This window comes from Nostoc commune NIES-4072 (assembly GCF_003113895.1).
Taxonomy (GTDB): domain Bacteria; phylum Cyanobacteriota; class Cyanobacteriia; order Cyanobacteriales; family Nostocaceae; genus Nostoc; species Nostoc commune.
Map to the genome: position 1 here is coordinate 419,430 of NZ_BDUD01000001.1, position 17,432 is coordinate 436,861.

Annotated in this window: 12 protein-coding genes; 4 read left to right on the plus strand and 8 right to left on the minus strand. The window is 40.0% G+C overall.

Features of this window, described 5'->3' with window-relative positions; translation table 11 throughout:
- Window positions 1-37: 37 nt before the first annotated feature.
- The 5 genes from CDC33_RS01825 to CDC33_RS01845 all read right to left on the minus strand — a co-directional run bounded on the left by CDC33_RS01825 (window position 38) and on the right by CDC33_RS01845 (window position 8,609).
- Window positions 38-3,076, minus strand: a complete 3,039-nt coding sequence (locus CDC33_RS01825) for a carboxypeptidase regulatory-like domain-containing protein (protein ID WP_109007042.1) — start codon at window positions 3,074-3,076, stop codon at window positions 38-40.
- A gap of 210 nt (window positions 3,077-3,286) precedes the next feature.
- Complete coding sequence (locus CDC33_RS01830; protein ID WP_244919107.1) at window positions 3,287-4,243, minus strand: fimbrial biogenesis chaperone; 957 nt, start codon at window positions 4,241-4,243, stop codon at window positions 3,287-3,289.
- A gap of 49 nt (window positions 4,244-4,292) precedes the next feature.
- Entirely contained in the window at window positions 4,293-4,847 is a 555-nt protein-coding gene (locus CDC33_RS01835; RefSeq protein WP_109007043.1) for a hypothetical protein, read from the minus strand.
- 327 nt (window positions 4,848-5,174) lie between these two features.
- Window positions 5,175-5,756, minus strand: a complete 582-nt coding sequence (locus CDC33_RS01840; protein ID WP_109007044.1) for a hypothetical protein — start codon at window positions 5,754-5,756, stop codon at window positions 5,175-5,177.
- A 150-nt stretch (window positions 5,757-5,906) separates the two neighbouring features.
- A complete protein-coding gene (locus tag CDC33_RS01845; RefSeq protein ID WP_109007045.1) occupies window positions 5,907-8,609 on the minus strand; it encodes a pre-peptidase C-terminal domain-containing protein in 2,703 nt (900 codons plus the stop codon).
- 748 nt (window positions 8,610-9,357) lie between these two features.
- Here CDC33_RS01845 and CDC33_RS01850 point away from each other — a divergent pair.
- Both CDC33_RS01850 and CDC33_RS01855 read left to right on the plus strand, forming a co-directional pair.
- On the plus strand, window positions 9,358-10,827 hold the full coding sequence (locus CDC33_RS01850) for a sensor histidine kinase (protein ID WP_109007046.1): 1,470 nt from the start codon (window positions 9,358-9,360) through the stop codon (window positions 10,825-10,827).
- Between the two features lie 416 nt (window positions 10,828-11,243).
- Window positions 11,244-11,990 (plus strand): hypothetical protein, encoded by a 747-nt coding sequence (locus tag CDC33_RS01855; RefSeq protein ID WP_109007047.1) that lies wholly within the window; start codon window positions 11,244-11,246, stop codon window positions 11,988-11,990.
- 118 nt (window positions 11,991-12,108) lie between these two features.
- On the opposite strand, the gene CDC33_RS01860 is transcribed toward CDC33_RS01855, so the two are convergent.
- Window positions 12,109-13,188 (minus strand): tetratricopeptide repeat protein, encoded by a 1,080-nt coding sequence (locus tag CDC33_RS01860; protein WP_181373864.1) that lies wholly within the window; start codon window positions 13,186-13,188, stop codon window positions 12,109-12,111.
- Between the two features lie 95 nt (window positions 13,189-13,283).
- The gene (locus CDC33_RS01865; RefSeq protein ID WP_181373865.1) at window positions 13,284-13,913 is read right to left on the minus strand and encodes a sigma-70 family RNA polymerase sigma factor; all 630 of its coding nucleotides are present in this window, start codon (window positions 13,911-13,913) and stop codon (window positions 13,284-13,286) included.
- Window positions 13,914-14,116: 203 nt separating this feature from the next.
- On the opposite strand from CDC33_RS01865, the gene CDC33_RS01870 reads away from it, so the two are divergent.
- Entirely contained in the window at window positions 14,117-14,713 is a 597-nt protein-coding gene (locus CDC33_RS01870; protein ID WP_109007049.1) for a glyoxalase-like domain protein, read from the plus strand.
- Window positions 14,714-15,009: 296 nt separating this feature from the next.
- Here the strand turns inward: CDC33_RS01870 and lysS are convergent, their stop codons facing one another.
- Window positions 15,010-16,695 carry a lysine--tRNA ligase gene (lysS, locus tag CDC33_RS01880; RefSeq protein ID WP_109007050.1) on the minus strand — a complete coding sequence of 562 codons (1,686 nt, stop codon included), beginning with the start codon at window positions 16,693-16,695 and terminating at the stop codon, window positions 15,010-15,012.
- A 103-nt stretch (window positions 16,696-16,798) separates the two neighbouring features.
- Here lysS and CDC33_RS01885 point away from each other — a divergent pair, with 103 nt between their 5' ends.
- Window positions 16,799-17,356: a Uma2 family endonuclease gene (locus CDC33_RS01885; protein ID WP_109012402.1), complete on the plus strand. Its 558-nt coding sequence runs from the start codon at window positions 16,799-16,801 to the stop codon at window positions 17,354-17,356.
- Window positions 17,357-17,432 lie beyond the last annotated feature (76 nt).

Sequence of the window (17,432 nt, forward strand, 5' to 3'; positions counted from 1 at the left end):
TGTCCCTAATTGTCGGTTTTAGAAAAATCCTAAAAAGTTATTTTTCTTGAGTTTCTTTTTTCTCCTGAGTTTCTTTAGCAGCTGTGGCAATGGGTAATTGCAGATTTTGGTCGTAGACAAACTCTTTACTAATTGCTACTTCTAATTTTGGTAAAGTATTGCTGTTGGCGATGCCATCTTGAACAGGAACGCGCAATGTATAGTTACCAACGGGAACGGCGTCTAGACGATAAAGACCGAATTCGTCGGTCATGGCTGATACTACTCGTTTGCCTTGGGCATCAACTAGTTCTACTTCCACATTTGGTATTGGCTGACCTGACACATCAGTAATTCTGCCTGCCATACCATATTCTAATCTAACGGGAAAATCTAATTGAGTCACAGCTGCACCTGCTACTTCCGCAACTATAGAAGTTTTCTGCACAGCAACTTCAATTGGTAATTCGTCTGGATCTAGTGCAATTACATAGACACCTTCTCGCAAGTTACCAATAAAGAAATTACCTTGAGCGTCTATTTGAGCTGTACCGACACTGCGGCCATGGTTATCGTAAACATTGATAGTACCGCCACCAAGGTCTGTACCCTTCCTGCCACCTTGAACAACCATTCGTCCAGCGATCGCTCCTCTGTCTTTGGTAACTGAGCTATATTCAGCCGGCGACACTCTACCGCCAGCAAATGATAAATCTGATACTAAGGATATGGTCAGGCGATCGTCCCCAATGCCACCAAGAATGTTTCTATTCCTAGAGGGGATGCCTTGATAATCAATTGAGGCGAACAATCCTGGTACTATCCGCATACTAGCGCCTACAACAGGCCCAAATTCTCCATCCCTATATCCTAGTCCTAACCGCCAACTCAGACCTGAAATGCTAGGAGAGTTATAATTTAGTCCTACAGTGTAACGAGTAGCTAAATCACCACCAGATTCAGTCCCGAAGGATAGTAGATAATTACTGCTCAGGTTATAGCCAAAATCTGTTGTATAAACATCACCAAAAGAGTTAAAAGATAGTCTGCTTTTTTTTGTTGGTTGGTAGAAGGCGTTGAATGAATAGTTGCCAAGATAATCTGGTGTACCTCTAAAAGACAAGTTAGACAATGGGCGGAATGAGAAAGTCGGCAGAATGTAATTACTTGAATCACTTTGGTTTTGGTAACTGCGGGCAATAAAGCCTAGACTAAGGTTGTTACTGAATTTATATCTGATATCGAGAGCATTGTTCTTGCGATCGCGTGATTGATCGTTGCTGCTAAAATAGCCTGTTGGATATAATTCCGAAATTCCCAAAATTTGAACCCGATCCAACTGAATATCCAAATTAGCCGCATAACCTAACTCACCATTAGAAGTACCAGCATTCGCTGATAAAATTACAGGATTTGCCAAACGCCAAGCAAAACCTGCCTGCGCTTGTGTACTATCAGCTAATAATTGTGCAGAGCTTTCTAACGTTAAATTATTAGAAATACCCTGACGTATTTGATAAAATCCAGCTAATTTGCCTGATTGAGTCGAAGGAAAATCATCTAATAAATTATTTTGGATATAGTTACCAGTTAATCCTATACCGGCTAGCTGCACATTACCGCCGGCTGGTAACAATAAATCTGAAGCATTCAGTCTTAAAGAACGAATTTCTGTAGGTACGCTGAAATTATTGCGGTCAAATACAAACAGTTCAATTTCATTACTTTGACCAGTGGGCAAATTGACATCAGCAAAGTCGTATTCTCCACTTAGTCCTACTTGCTGTTGAGCAATCACTGCGCCGCTAACTCTCAATTGGACAAAACTTGCTGGAGGGACAACACCCCGAAATGTTTGTACTGGCTGAGAACGTCTGGGTAAAAGCTCAGTTGCAGTATAATTTGTATTAAACCTATCGACAGGTAGATTAGTATAACCAATCTGCGCTCCCGTTAAATTGAGACCAGTAGCTAAAGGATTTAACCCAATTTGTTGGCGACCTATTTGATAAAGCAGTCGCCCTGAGCGTTTAAAGTAAAAATATTCACTTAGTTCGGGCTGCTTAACAAAATCATTCTCTAAACGTAATCGCCACGCTCCACCTCCCAAACGCCCACCCAAAAGAGAAGAACTACGCCAGTTTGTATTACCAGAATTACTGTAATAATTTAACTCTTGTCGGAAAGTAGATAAACCACTGCTAGGAGGTCTAACTTCAGGCTTGAGGTCAATTGCTTGATTTTTAGATTCTCCACTACCTCTGCGCCAAGGTAAATCAACATTCAAAGCTAAATCTGAAGTTTTTAGCTCTATCTCAGTAAGTAATTTCTCTTTTAAGAAGGTATCACGAATATAAGTAATACCATTAATTTTTTTTAAGTCTGACTCTGTAGCAGTTACTACACCTAAAGGTGTTTTTAGTTGGGTTTTGCCACCATCAATATTTTCAACCGTAAATCCAGCAATTTGGGCAAAATCAGACAGTGGAATTAATAACTTTCCTCCATCTGGAATAATTTCTAAACTCCCAACTTCCTGTCCATTAATGAATACTCCCAACAATAAACTTTTAGCTTCAGCTAAGATATTATTAATAGGAAAGCTAGGAGTAGGATTATTCTGATTTGTTGAAGTTTTTAAAGCATCACTGCTAGGAGGATATGGAATAATTACATTGTTAATATTTTGTTCTTTATCAGGAGAAATCGATTTTTTTACATCATTATTTTGAACAGTCTGTTTGATATTTCTTAGAGTACTTTTGATGTCACTAATATCTGAATCCTGGAAGGCTGGTGAGGGTGTGATACTTTGAGCCACAACCTGTTGACTAAGTTGCTTGGTGTCAAAATCTAAAGTATTTTCAGTAGTTATGTTACTAGCTGTAATTTTTTCATTGTTTACCTTGCAAGAATGCTGTGGTTTATATGTGGAAAACTCAGGTGGTAATGTTTCTGGTGGTGAAGGAGTTGCAATTGCTCCGGCAAATGCTTTATGTTCTTGACTAACGCGGGTATCTAACTGCGTTTTACAAGAACCATTCTCTGACTGTATAATTGTAATTGGTGGGGGAGATGCTGAAGGTTGGTAGAGCATAAACTGAAGTACACAAATTTGTATGGGTAGCCGAAGAAACTTCCCGGCTACAAATTATCGCTGAGAAAATAAAAAAACTTATTTAGCAAAGCTTTAGCTTTTGAATTTACAAAAGCTAAAACACATTCAATTTGCACATTTAAATTCCATCAAACTCGTCGAGTTAGAATTTTACCTAGCCCAATTAACGCAATTTAAATGTGGAATAGTTTATCTGCGATGCTGAGGATTTTTGAGAGAATTTCTTAATTTTTGAGAAGCAGGCTGAGTTTGAGTGTTGGTATTATTAGCCAGTGGAGCATTAATTGGCACTGTAAAAGGGATGTTTTTTTTAATAGCTACACCATTGAGTTCCCCATTTATATCCAAGACATAATTACCAGGGGATAGTTTTTTGGTGATTGGTAATAATACTTGACGACGGCTAGCAGGTAAAACTGGTGTTGCAGGTAAAAATCCTGCATCAGCTACAGGTTCGTTAACTTTTGCTCCTGGCTTATCTAAATTAGCTATGGGTTTTGTCGCTTCTGCACCTGGATATTTAGCAGCTGGCCAAATAGCATATTGGCCATTGAGTCTGACAGATGCGTTACCCTGACTAGAAATATCAAAAACAGCATTCAGGGTATCTTTTTTAGTGTCTACCTTGACAGCATTTAACACACCAATTCTCTTGATATCGCCTACATATCCGTAAATTGCAACTCCTACCTTAGCAACTATATCTACACCCTTAGAGGCTGGATTCTGTTTTGCAACTTCTTCAATATAAAGAACTGCTCTGTGTTCACCTGCTTGGGGCTTTACTCTAGGACGAATAGTAAAACGAATTGTTTGAGCGCCCCCTGGTGGAACTATAAATTTAGAAGGAGTGAAAACAATCCACTGTTCTAATGATTGTTCTTGGGGAGAAACTGCTTGCAGTTGATTCTGTTCATTCATTACCCATGATTGAACAGAAATTTTCAGTTCCACGGGCTTAGAGTCTAAGTTCAAAACCCGAATCGATTGAGAACGGGTTGTGTTTTTACTCATATCTATGTGAAATCTGGGAGGCGTAACACCAATATTGATGGCTTTTGCTGGAACTATACCCAGAGCTAACGACCCAATTAAACCTAAAACAATACCTGTAGATTTTTTGAACAATGGAATAAAATAATTCATTTTAGTACACACCGCAAAATCACTAATTTTTTATGTCAATAGCAGTTCGCTAACGCTGGTCTACCCTAACTATCAGTTCTCCAGAATACGTACCAGCTAATTGATTATTTGAAAGATTCATTTTCAATCGCACTCCCCCTTGCACCAAAGCCGTCTTGGTGTTGGGGTCACGAGAAATCTCCACAATAGATAGTGGTTCTAACACAACGGTAAGGGCAGAGTCAGAACGCAATTGGTTGCTAACTGCATTGTTAGCGCCATTTTGAGCTTGTAGTTCATAGGTTGCGTAGAGCAAACCTACTTGCTCTATGGGTACTCGCATTTGCCAAATACCTGGTAATTCACGAGTAATGAAGGTATTAAATCGGGGTGGGCTTAATAAATCTCCCTGAGCAACCGATTCGCTGGATATTGCTGGAGCAATCTCTGATTGTTGTATTGGAGGTATCTTTATTGTTTGGGGAGTGGCTAATCTGTTAATTTCTGTGGGTTCAGGACGAGATATAAATTGTGCCGGAGAACTGGCTGGCCATACTATCCCTAAGACTACGCCTAAACAAGTGACAAGGTAGCTTTGGTAGCTAACAATTTTATTTGGCAACATATCACTGAAATGCTAAGATTAATGTAGATATATTCCCTGTATTCCACTTCCGAAGCTTGACTACTGAAAAACCTATCCATAGGTTGTTACTAGCTTCTAGTAGTGAAAAAAATGGTTCAGTTATAATCCTCCATTGAGTGGGGTTTCTCTAAACAAGGATAATCTGGCAAGAAAATTCAGCCTCTAGTTGAAGAGGATTAGAGAAAATGCAGAAAGCAAATCAGTTTACTGAACCATATTAAGAGGTAGGAAGAAAATCTACTTTTTACTTACAAGATAGGAAGTAGATATTTCCTTCCATTACCAAACAGGCTAGACTCAAGTAGTCTATGGTGCGTCTACCTGCACGTTAACTAAACCAGTATATGTTCCAGCTGATGTAGTACTACTAGGTGTAATATCTAAGCTAATATTACCTACATAGGGAATGGTTAATCCAGGGGCTGCTTGGTTAGATACATTAGTACCAGCAGTCACTGCAACTGGTAGAGTACCAGCAGCATTTGCGAAAGTGCCAGGTATCGATACAGAGACGTTTATGCCGCCAGTAGCGCCAGTACGTGGGCTATTTGACCAAACAGCATAAGCAGTGTTAATAGGCTTAGTAATAGCGGAACCCACCGTAAATGGTGATGATTGGTCAAGAGTAGATCCAGCTGACTGGTTTGAACCAATATAGGCATCTGTTGTACCTACTTGGCTTAGTGCAACACCAGTGAAATCTGCCGGAGTAAGGGCTAAAGTAGCACTTGTGATAGTCCGTAAGTACAGAATTTCTGGGACTGTAACATCGACACTGATATTTTGGTTTGGCCCTGGGACAATCTGAGCATGAGCAGGGGCTGATACAAGAGCGCTGACTAAAACAGATGCACTAGCGGCAACAATAGCTAAAAATTTGTTCTTCATATTGGAAAATTCTCCCTATTCTTGGTATTTGTGTTGATTTGTGTTGACTATTAGCAAATTTCGTAAACTGAATGCAGCAAATAATTTTTGCTTAGATTGACTGGTATTACCTGAAATATTTTTTTCGTGTTTTTAGCAATCACCTCCTATTTAAATCACGTATAACTCTGTACCATTAGCCCCGTCTGTGGCGCTGAAGAACAGTCGCGTACCAACGGCAGTCAGCTTACTTGGGTTAGCAATGCCTGTAGAGTAGATGTTGCTAACCTTGCGTGTATTGATAGCTGTGCCGTCACTGAACCACAGTTCCCTGTTTGTGCCATCAGAAGCAGCAAAAGCCAGGGTGCCATTAAAATTGACGAGACTAGTAGGAATGCTGTTATTGGAGCCAGTCCAAATATCTTTAACTACTACTGTGTTGGCATTAGTACCATCTGTACTCCAGAGTTCCACACCTGTATCTGGATCATTTGCAACAAAGTAGAGAGTATTGCCAAGAGCAGTTAAATAAATTGACCCGAAACCGATGTTAGGTGAGTCTCCATTCGGATTAATCGGTAAGGTTCCGTTAGCTGTGCCATCACTCTTCCACAGTTCCAAATTAAAGTCATTGTCGCTATCTGTAACAAAGTACAAAGTATTACCAACGGCTGTCAGATATGTTGGTGCAAACCCGTTATTTCCAGGGGTAATATCTTTTACTAGGCTAGCTGTTGTACCACTCTGGTATTTCCAGACTTCCTGCCCAGTTGTACCATCGCTAGCAGTGAAGTACAAGTTGCTGCCAACTACAGTCAAGCTACGTGCGTAGGAGTTAGTTACTCCTCCTGTGCTGATGACTTGTGTACCTGCTACTGTGCCATCAGTTGACCAAACTTGGCTATTGTTTTTAGCTGTGAAAAAGAGTCGATTATTAAAAGCGGTAGTAAAAGTGGATGGACTATTTACTGCATTGGTGGTGGCAAAACCAGGGTTAACATCAACTAGCCTAAGATTCGTACCGTTATATACCCAAAGTTTTCTAGTATTACTGCTATCAATTGCTGAGAAGAATAATTGGTTTCCAGCAATGGTTAAATTACCTGGGTTTGAATTACCACTACCAGAATTAATATCACTAACCCTAGTTACAGATGTACCATTAGACTCCCATAGTTCTGTACCAAATGTGCTATCAGTGGCAGTAAAGTATAGCTTATTGTTAAAAACAATTAGATTACTGGGGTTGAAACCAGTGATATTAGAGAGGCGAGTGTTTGTATTACCATCACTCTTCCATAATTGAACACCTGTAGTGCCATCATTAGCTGTAAAGTATAGAGTACTGCTCAAAGCTGTAAAATTATCAGGGTCAGAACTGCCAGTGGGATTGACTTGAAGTAGTTTAGTTTGAGGGCTTGCATTTACATTCAAGTTATAGAAGGTGTTGGCTAATCCTAAAGTAAAAATACGAATGTAATATGTCCCTGCATTGAGTACAGTGCTGACAACTTCAGGCGTATTCCCTGTCTGATTGAATGTTTGAATCGCGTTACCACTGCTATTAAGCAATTGAACATCTGCATTGTCAATTAAACCAGAAAGATTGAGATTGAATTGGCTGTTATTGTTGAGATTGAACTTGTAATAATCATCAGTATCTATGTTGCCAACAAATTCATTGAAAGACTGAGAGTTATTTAACGTGCCGATATTCTTAGCTGATGTATAACCATTAGGAGCTTGATCTGTTCCTATTGGTGTTGCAGATAAGCTGAGGGTGTAATTAGCTGTTGTAGTTGTACCAGGAGTCACTAAGACGTAGTATGTTCCACTATTTAAACTGAGTCTAATAGAATCTAGAGCTAATCCTGTTTGGTTGGAACTTTGGAGAGTACTGTTACCTTGATTCAGGAGTTGTAGATTTGCATCTGCCGATAATGATGTAAACTTAATATCAACTAAAGCATCAGATGTCAAATCAAAGCGGTAATAGTCTTTAGTGTCACCTTGGTTAACTAAATCAGAGTAGGTTATGGGGGTAGAGTTTAAGGTTACACTCTTGGCATTTGCCAATGTATTTCCTGCTATATCTGGTGCGTCGGCAGTGAAAGAAAAACCTAAGTTATAGTTAGTTACTGCTGAATATGGAAAGACTCGGATATAGTAAGTACCTGGAGCAAGCACAGAATTAATTGATTCTGGTGCGGTTCCTAGTTGAGTGCTAGTAGGTTGAAGAATCGAGTTGGAACTGTTTCGTAACTGTAAATCAGCATTACCAGTTAAATTGGTAAGGTTGATATTAACAGTTCCACTAGTACTTAATGTGAATTTATAGTAGTCATCTCCATCTATAACTGCGCCTATAGATCCCACATAATCAGTAGCAGTGTAGCTACCACTATTAGAAAAGGTTCCTATGTCGTTGTTGGTGTTTGCTTGTGCAGTTGAGTTATCAAGCTTTCCAGATTCTTGGATTGTTTCTGCGGAGAGACTTAACGTATATGTTGTGTTAGCCGAACCGCTTGTTAAGTAAACCTGCACATAGTAAGTGTTAGAAGGTGAATTAGTTAGACTAGTACGAATAGTTTCTGATACATTACCAGTGGTACTCGAATTAGTAATAGGACTTCCTGCACTGTTTCTCAGTACTAAATTTGCATCACTCCCTACCCCTAACCCATCCAAATTTATATTAACGATGCTGGAACTGCTAAGAGTGAATTTATAGAAGTCGCTTGAATCATTGCTAGAGTTAAGAGAATCTTGAAAGGTGTTGCTTGTACTGGTTAGAGAACCACCGATATAAGTTGCAGTATTTAAAGCTGTGGCTGTTGTACTTCCTGGATCGGTGAATCCTGAATAAGTTGGCATAAGTTATCTATTATTTTTTATCAAATAAACACTTGTATTGGCTGCAAATTACTCATAGTTTTGCAACTAACGCAAGCTTATTACTATTAATCAACCACAAATTTTTGTTACTTCTGGCAAATTATTAAATTGTGTCGTGGTGATGCACCCTTTCAGAAGTATGGTTTTTACTTTCGTAATTTAAGCGTTTGTATGTGAATTACTTGATATTAAATATTTCAACCTTCTGATATTTGTTGCACCTATGTAAATAGATAACTGCATAGATTTGAGTCTAGGGTTCAAGTTTTAAACACATTGCTGAATCTTCCTAGTCTTTCGTTAACAGTCAATTTGGTTCATTTCAGCGAAAAATAAGTACTAGATGAGGAAAGTTATTGCCATTACGAAATTTCTCAAACTTTTTGTAGCCAATTGTAATTTTGTTACAACTTTATAAATTCATCTACAAAAGAGTTATATATTAGCTGTTGCTATGAAATTTTTAATGTTCTTTTGTATTTCTCCTTCAAACTTCACTGCAAATAAAATTTAACTCTTAGGTAAAAGATGATGCCTGCGTAAAAGTACTTAATTTTCTGAGGTTAATCGTTAAAAAAATAAATTATTTATTTAGATGATTTTAGTATAAAAATTTTTCCGGTTAGATCGGAATTAAGAGTATTTTCAAGGAAAATAATCGATGATACCATATCTGTTTTTTATTTGCTAACTCGCTTACCCAAAGCATTTTTCACCACATTGCAATATGTTTCAAGCTACTCGTCGCCGTCTCGCCCTTTGGTATACTACTGTCACTGCTGTATTACTGCTACTGTTTGCCAGTGGCGTTTATTTATACGTCCGCAGTACACTGATTGAGCGGATTGACGATACCCTTAATCATGTAGTGGAAATAGTGGAGCGTTGTCTCACAACAAGCCCTTGTGCGTCTACACTCATATTTGAGCCAATTAATGCTGATGCAGATAAATTTCGCATTAATTTAGATGCCAGTTTTCGTGATAATACCGATACTGTAGAAGATGACCACATCGACCTAGAATGGTTTAGTCCGACTGGTGAATTACTTTGGTCAACGCTATCCGAACCCTTAAATATTCCCATTCATGCCAACCGCACTGGTGAAACTGTGCGCGTAGTTAAAGGAGAGAGTGAAAATTCAAAATTAAAGACGCGATTAATCGCGTCTCTACCGTCACCATTGTTATTACGGCAAGTTACCCAACGGGTGGAATTAGGGCGGCAAGTATTAGGATATCTGCGTGTTAGTCATCCCTGGTTTGAAGTTACTAAACCCAGTCGCCAGCTAATTTTTGATTTGGCGCTAGGTATTGGTTTAATGGTGTTTTCTGTGGGCGCAAGTGGCTGGTTTCTTTCGGGTAAAGCGATGGAACCTGTAGGTGAATCTTACCAACGCCTCAAACAATTTACTGCTGATGCTTCTCATGAACTTAGAAGTCCCATTACTTTGATTCAAACTAATGTGCAAGTGGCTCTTGCTGACTTGGATTTGGTAGAGACAGAAGCGACTACTTCTTTGCAGTATCGGCAACAATTAAAGGTGGTGGAACGGTTAACGCAGCGTTTGGGTAAGTTAGTTAATGACTTACTGTTCTTAGCACGACAGGATAGTGGTATTAGCAAAGATACTTTTTCACCTTGTCCGCTTGATGCCTTGCTGATGGAGGTGGTTGAAGAACAACAATTGTTACTCCCTGAAAAAAAAATCGCTCTTTCTCTAGACTTAGTTGATCCTCCTGTCTCCGAAACTAGCCCGGAATTACTGGAAAATTGGTTTACCCTTGTGGGTAATTGGGATCAACTGGTGCGGCTGTTCACAAATTTAATTGCTAATGCTTTGCATTACACTCCAGCAGGTGGACGGGTGAAAGTGGAATTAGCGCGGATAGAAGGAATAAATCGCGTTTCTGGACTACGTTATACCAGCGCCCAGTTGCAAGTTAAAGTGAGTGATACCGGTGTTGGAATTCCAGCAGAAGCACTACCACGCTTGTTTGATCGGTTTTACCGGGTAGACCCGGCACGGACTCATACAACTGGGAATATAGCTACAGCCAGTGCTACTGGTTCAGGATTGGGATTGGCGATCGCTCAAGCTATTGTCGAACATCACCAGGGTCATATTCAAGTTGAAAGCACTCAAGGCGTTGGCACTACTTTCACTGTCACTTTACCAATAACTCTTGAGTCTTAATTCGGCAAGAAATATTTGTTTCCTGTGATAGATGTAGACAAGTCAATTTATTTACTAATTTATATGAAAGCAGTTGCAATATTTAGCAATCGAATTGGTTACTAACATCATATTTCTATTATTGATACTTTAGATGAATAATTAGTATTAGTCCTTATATGGAAAGTTACACCTTTCTAAAGTATTAGATTTTTGCGAAGGTATTGCTTACTGAATTGATTAATTATTATCAAGCTTTAGAATGGAATATTATGTCTGATAATCTCTTATTTTTGAATCTCTAGTTAGAGGTAAAAAATCGATTGAGTTGTTAACCTTTAAAAAGTATTGGGTACAGATTAGCCGTTAATTAAACTTGTTGTTTGATAAATTTTTCTTTTAAAGAAAAACAAATTGAATTGTATTAGGAGTTAAGAATGAATATGAAGTTTAAAAATTTTCGCAAGTCTGCTGAGTTATTTGGTGCTATGTGCGGTGGATTATTGATCACTCTGCCAGCAATTCCTCAAGCACTAGCACAACAATCAGTAGGACAACAATCAGTAGGACAACAATCGACTCCCAAGATTAACCCCTGTCCTAGAGTTTTCTACGAAGAACCACATAACAGTCGCGTTGTGGTACCACAGGGATGTCCTCCAAATGCGCTAACTCAAAGACTAGCTGCTCAAGGGCTTCTTCCCGTACCTGCTACCCCATCACAAGAGCAAACAAGATTGGGTGTAGGTGGTGAAGCTCCAGTACCAAGTGTTAGCTCACAAAGCCCAGTTTCTGCCGAGCAAACTCAACAGCCTGCAACAGGGGCGGTTTCCACTGAGCAACCACTACTACAACCACGGCAAACCCCCAGCACTACGATCGCACTGACCAATGGTACAGTTAATATTAGGTTGATAAATGATACTGCGGCTAATGTAACCTACCAAGTAATTGGCGATACAGCACCGCGATCGCTACAAGGTAAATCTTATGTAACACTGCAAGGTCTACGGGCACCAGTAACAGTGACATTTGAACGACAAGATAGTGGACAGTTGATAGTAACTCCACAACCCTCTTCAGAATCAGGAAGTTTGGAAGTTAGATTTAAGGAAGCCACCAATGCAGCACAGGGTAGAAGTGCTTTGAGAATTGAACGAAACGGTTCAGTGTTTTTGAATTAGAAATAGTTAGAAGTTAGGAGTGAAGAGTTAGTTATATAGTAGTGCGTTAGGCTAAGGGCATAACACACCGTACTTAAGATTTACTACTAACTTATAACTCCTAACTCAAAACTTCTATTCACCGTTGAAGCATTTTAGTTAGCTGATCCAGCAATTGCACTTCTTGCTTGCTGTCTTCCAATGTCCGCGCCAATATAATCGCTCTTTCGTAAAAATTGCGGGCAGTTAGGTAATTACCTTGTTGCTTGTATAACTGAGCATAAGACTCAAAAGATTTTAATTCTTCTCGCAAATTTTGCAATTCTTTAGCGAGTGCTAAACGTTGCTCTAGTAAATCAAAAGCCCGTTCGTAGCGTCCGACAGCAGTATGAGCAGTAACTAAACCGTCAATTGCCCGTAATTCATTAGTGCGATCGCGGTTGGTTTTAGCTATCCGCATTGCTGCCCCGTAAGTGCCAATGGTATCCTGATAATTTCCAGATGCTAAGTAAGCATCTCCTAAATTATTTAGGGTATTGGCTTCACCGATGGCATCGCCAGTCTGACGGCGGAAGATTAAAGCATTTTCATACAATTTAATTGCCTTGTTATAATCTCCTAACCTGGCAGTTACTAAACCCAAATTACTTAAAGATAGTCCTTCTCCCTCAATGTTTTTGACATTGTGAGCAATTGCGAGTGCATCTTCAACAGAATTGCCAGCAGCAGCAAATTCTCCTTGTTGTAGGAAAAATGTACCGATATTATTTAGCACAAAAATCTGAGATTGGAAGTCTTTAGTATCACGAGCGATCGCTAATCCTCTTCTTAAAGCATCTTCCGCCTCTTTTAAACTACCAAGCTGGATATAAGCCTTAGCAAGTAAATTATAAGTTAGACCTTGTGCTTTCAGGTCGCCAATTGCGTGATATAGTTCTAGTGCCCGCAAGCAAGAGGTAATTGTTTTATCGGCATATCCTGAAGCGTATTGTTTTTCACCGATACTCAGCAAGCTATCTGCTTCATCTCTTGATTGTCGCCCAACGGAACTATTTAAAGGGCGATGGAGTTGTTGCGTAATATCAGCTGCATTCGCAGCTATGGAACTCAGCAAGAAAGTAAACAGTAAAAAGCTCTGTACAAGTATTTGGGGACGAGAAATTGCACCTACACAAATTAAGCCTACCTTTTGCTTGGGAAATACAAGCCGTTGTTTCATAAAAATTACCCCTATTGCGGGTTTAAGTAAAAGGTCTAAGAAAAAGTTTTAATTTTTTTAATTGAAGACAAAGAATATACGCATTTATACTTAAGTTACGATTGGACTAAATCTTCTCCAAAGTATATAGTGCGGATATCTGTGGGTAATTTGTCCTCTAGCATACGATAGCCTTCCTGGAGAAAATCGGCTACTTCGTTAGGTGCGATCGCTTCTCCTTCGGCTTGCAGATAGGCGGCGATTCTAGTTTCGCTCCAGTGGAAAGTTTGAACCATTAACACGATTAATCGCAAAACAGGTGGTAGTTGGTCTAATGCCTGTTGTACATAGCACCATAGCGGCGGCGAAGTCGCTTGCAGAGAATAATGAATTGCTTCTGTGGGTGGTACTTTAATCTCGTTAATACAGAAAGCTGTCATATTAATTAACCAATTTTGCATGGTTAGGGCTTCCTTACCTGATTCGGAGTCAGTTAAATTTAGTCCACCGAGTTCATAGTAGATATGTCGCCAGGTGAGGGCAAACAGATAATCTGCCTGCACAGGCGATCGCGCCGAATGCCGAATTAAGGTGTACACTATGGGACTATAGCGACAAAAAATCACCGTGAAGTATTTTCCGGCATCTGGATTTTGCTGAAACAGAGTCAGTAGTTCATGGTCACTGTGATGGAACAGCGACTTTACCAGGGGGTGATTAGCTTCCGGGAAATGAGGAATTTGCATAAGCCTTTCGATGGATAGTTGTTAAAATAGTTTTGGGAATTGCACTCCGGTAGCTAATCGCATAATATCTTGGTGTTGCCCAGTTTGTAGCCCAAACTCAGACTACTTGAGTATTGATAATTGATAAACTAGAAACAAAGACTTAATTTTAGTCTTAATTGACAATCATAAAATCGGCTCCTTTATAGAATCCTTATTTGTTCATGGTTATAGCAGTTAGTGTGATGTCGTTCCTGCTCAGTCCCCTTACCTTAGGCTCCTTTCTGCCTTCTCTGCCCTTAGATAGCCTGTTCTCCACTCAAGGCATTATGGTGATGCTGCTAGCAGCTTACGCTGGCGCAATGTGGATGTTTCTCACCAGTGCCCCAAAAGTACACACTGTAATGGTGTCGGATTTGGAGATTGCCCGACAGTTGTATGAAGGGCTGCTAGATTTGCCAGCAGCTGAGGTGCCATTGCACTACTACTACAATTACGAACAAACCATCGGCGCAACTGGCATTGATCCACTATATATGTCTACTGGGCCGAGCTTGTCTAGCAAAATGATGAATAATGCGAATGATGGGCTGTGGTATCAATTGAAGAAAAACACCCAGCTACATGTCATTACTGGCGCGAGTTTAGGTAGCAAAAATCAGCAACGCCACGTTTGTTTTGATCATGACTGCCTAGAAATGATTTTAATGCGAGTCGAAGTGCGCGGTTTGAAATTCAAGATTCGCAACCAGAAGCCTCTGAATTTTTTGGTCAAGGACTATGAAGGGCGGGTTATTGAGGTGGCTGAAGTAGCGAATTAGGCGTTATATTCTAGATTATTTTAAGTTGGGTGGGGTGTGTAGCTCCACCCAATATTTTTTCTATAGCAGGTGAAGCGTAGCTTGCTGCCGTAGTCATTGCTCTACAATTGATTATCCAAAATCATTATCGGGTTTTGCTAAATAAAAGCTTATGACCGTTTAAAAGATGTACACATCTCATCTATATGAAATAGACTTCTATACTTGGACTCAAGAGCAGGTTAGCTTGCTCAAAGCTAAAAATGGTGCGTTATGGCAAAGCCATAACGCACCTTAGTGTTTAATGCTTAAGTAGGTCAACTCAACTGTTCAAACTTAAATTTCCCTTTAATGAACTTGTTAAAGTATTGACCTTTAGACGGTGCATTGTCTAAGTCATCCTTGACACTGGGAGGTACTTTGAAATACTCGTAAACACTTCCACTATCAAATTCAATAGTCAGTGTTTGAGTTTTTGGCTCATAGGTAAATTGCTTAATAACGCTGCCTTCAGGCTTTAGTAGCGGGAAGGCGATCGCATCCCGAATACTGGCACAATCAGTTAATAACATTACCAACCGATCAATGCCAATCCCTAAACCACCTGTAGGCGGCATCCCGTATTCAAGGGCTGTCAAAAAGTCTTCATCTACACCTTGGGCTTCTAAGTCACCAGCAGCTTTTCTTTCAGCTTGGGCTTCTAAGCGTTCTCTTTGATCGATAGGATCGGTAAGTTCTGAGAAGCTGTTCCCAGTTTCTCGCCCTACGATAAATAACTCAAATCTTTCCACCAAACCAAGTTGAGAACGGTGGGGTTTTGCTAAAGGCGAAATTTCTACTGGGTAATCAATTACAAAGGTAGGTTGAATTAAATTAGCTTCTACCTTCTCTTCAAAAGCTAAATTCAGTAACTTACCAATTGATTTCGCTTCATCTACACCAGGAATAGCTGCATTTTTACTTGCTATTTTTGCTTCTTCCAAAGTTTGAAAAGAATTGAAATCCAAGCCTGTAAATTCTTTAACTAAATCGTGCATTGTCACCCGCCGCCAAGGTGGTGTTAAATCTATAGGTTCCCCTTGGTAGGTGATTTGCAGTGTGCCGAGTACATCTTGGGCGACAGTAGTAATAATCCCTTCTGTCAGCGCCATCATGTCGTTGTAATCGGCGTAGGCTTGGTAAATTTCAATCGTGGTAAATTCGGGATTATGCCGAGTCGAAATTCCCTCATTACGGAAAACCCGCCCCAATTCAAACACCTTTTCAAAACCACCTACAATCAACCGCTTGAGATGAAGCTCTGTGGCAATTCGCAGATACAACTCCATTTCTAAGGTGTTGTGGTAAGTGATAAATGGACGCGCATCTGCACCCCCAGTCTCACTTTGCAAAACTGGTGTTTCAATTTCCAGAAAATCTCGTTCTTCTAAATAGCGACGAATACCAGCAGTAATTTGGGCGCGACGGCGGAAAGTTTGCCGCACTTCCGGGTTAACAATCAAGTCAACGTAGCGCTGACGGTAGCGCTTGGCAACATCCGTTAATCCATGCCACTTGTCGGGTAGGGGCAACAGGGATTTAGTCAGGATAGTATATTGTTTAACGTAGACAGATAATTCGCCCTTTTCAGTCCGTTTAATAGTACCTTTAACTCCCAGGATGTCGCCTGCATCTGTGAGTTGTTTTAAATGATTGAAGGCATCAGCATCAATATCTGCCATGCTTTCTTGGATGCGATTTTTATCCAAATAAAGCTGAATTGTGCCAGTTTCATCTTGTAAAGTGAAGAAAGCCAGTTTACCGAAAACGCGACGTGCCATAATACGTCCTGCGATCGCAACTTCTAAATCAACTTCTTCACCACTGGCTAAATCGGCAAACTTTTCTTGCAACTGCGCTGCATGATGGGTAGATTCCCAACGATACGCGTAGGGATTAGTTCCTAGCTGCTTGAGTTGTTCTACTTTTTCCAGCCTTGCGGCTCGGATATCTTCTTCCGACATGGTAACGAACTTTCAGGGGGCAAGATTAATTATAGATGCTGCAAAAGTTGAGAGTAAGAGATATTTGCACTTTGCAGATGATCATATCGCCAAACCAAATACAATGACACAAACTAGAGTGCGCTTGTGGAATGTAGATGAATATCACCGAATGCTTGAGACGGGTATTATCACAGCCGATGAACGGGTAGAACTGATTGATGGGCAAGTTATCCCCATGAGTGCCAAAAATCCCCCCCATGCAGCGACAACGCTGTGTGCGTCTGATTATCTAAAGCGTCTGCTAGCAGAAGTTGCCTTAGTTCGGGTGCAAGATCCCATTCAATTAAACCAATACTCGGAACCTGAACCAGATATTGCCGTTGTCCGCATTGATGCGCGAAAATACATTGATCATCATCCTGCACCCAATGAAATCTTTTTATTGATTGAGGTAGCAGATACAACGCTAGACAGCGATCGCAAACAGAAAGCACCTTTATATGCTAAGGCAGGAATTGCTGATTACTGGATTTTGGATGTGAATCAGCGTCAGATTTATGTTTTCCGCGAACCACTTTTGCAAGGCTACAATCAACAATTGATTTTGCAGGAGGATGCAACGTTATCCTTGATTGCATTTCCAGAAATTGAAGTCCAGATTAATCAACTGTTTCCATAAGTTAGGTAACAGAAATTGAGTATGAAATTTTTTATCTAGCAATTCTTGATAAATGAGAATAAAATCTATAGTTAAA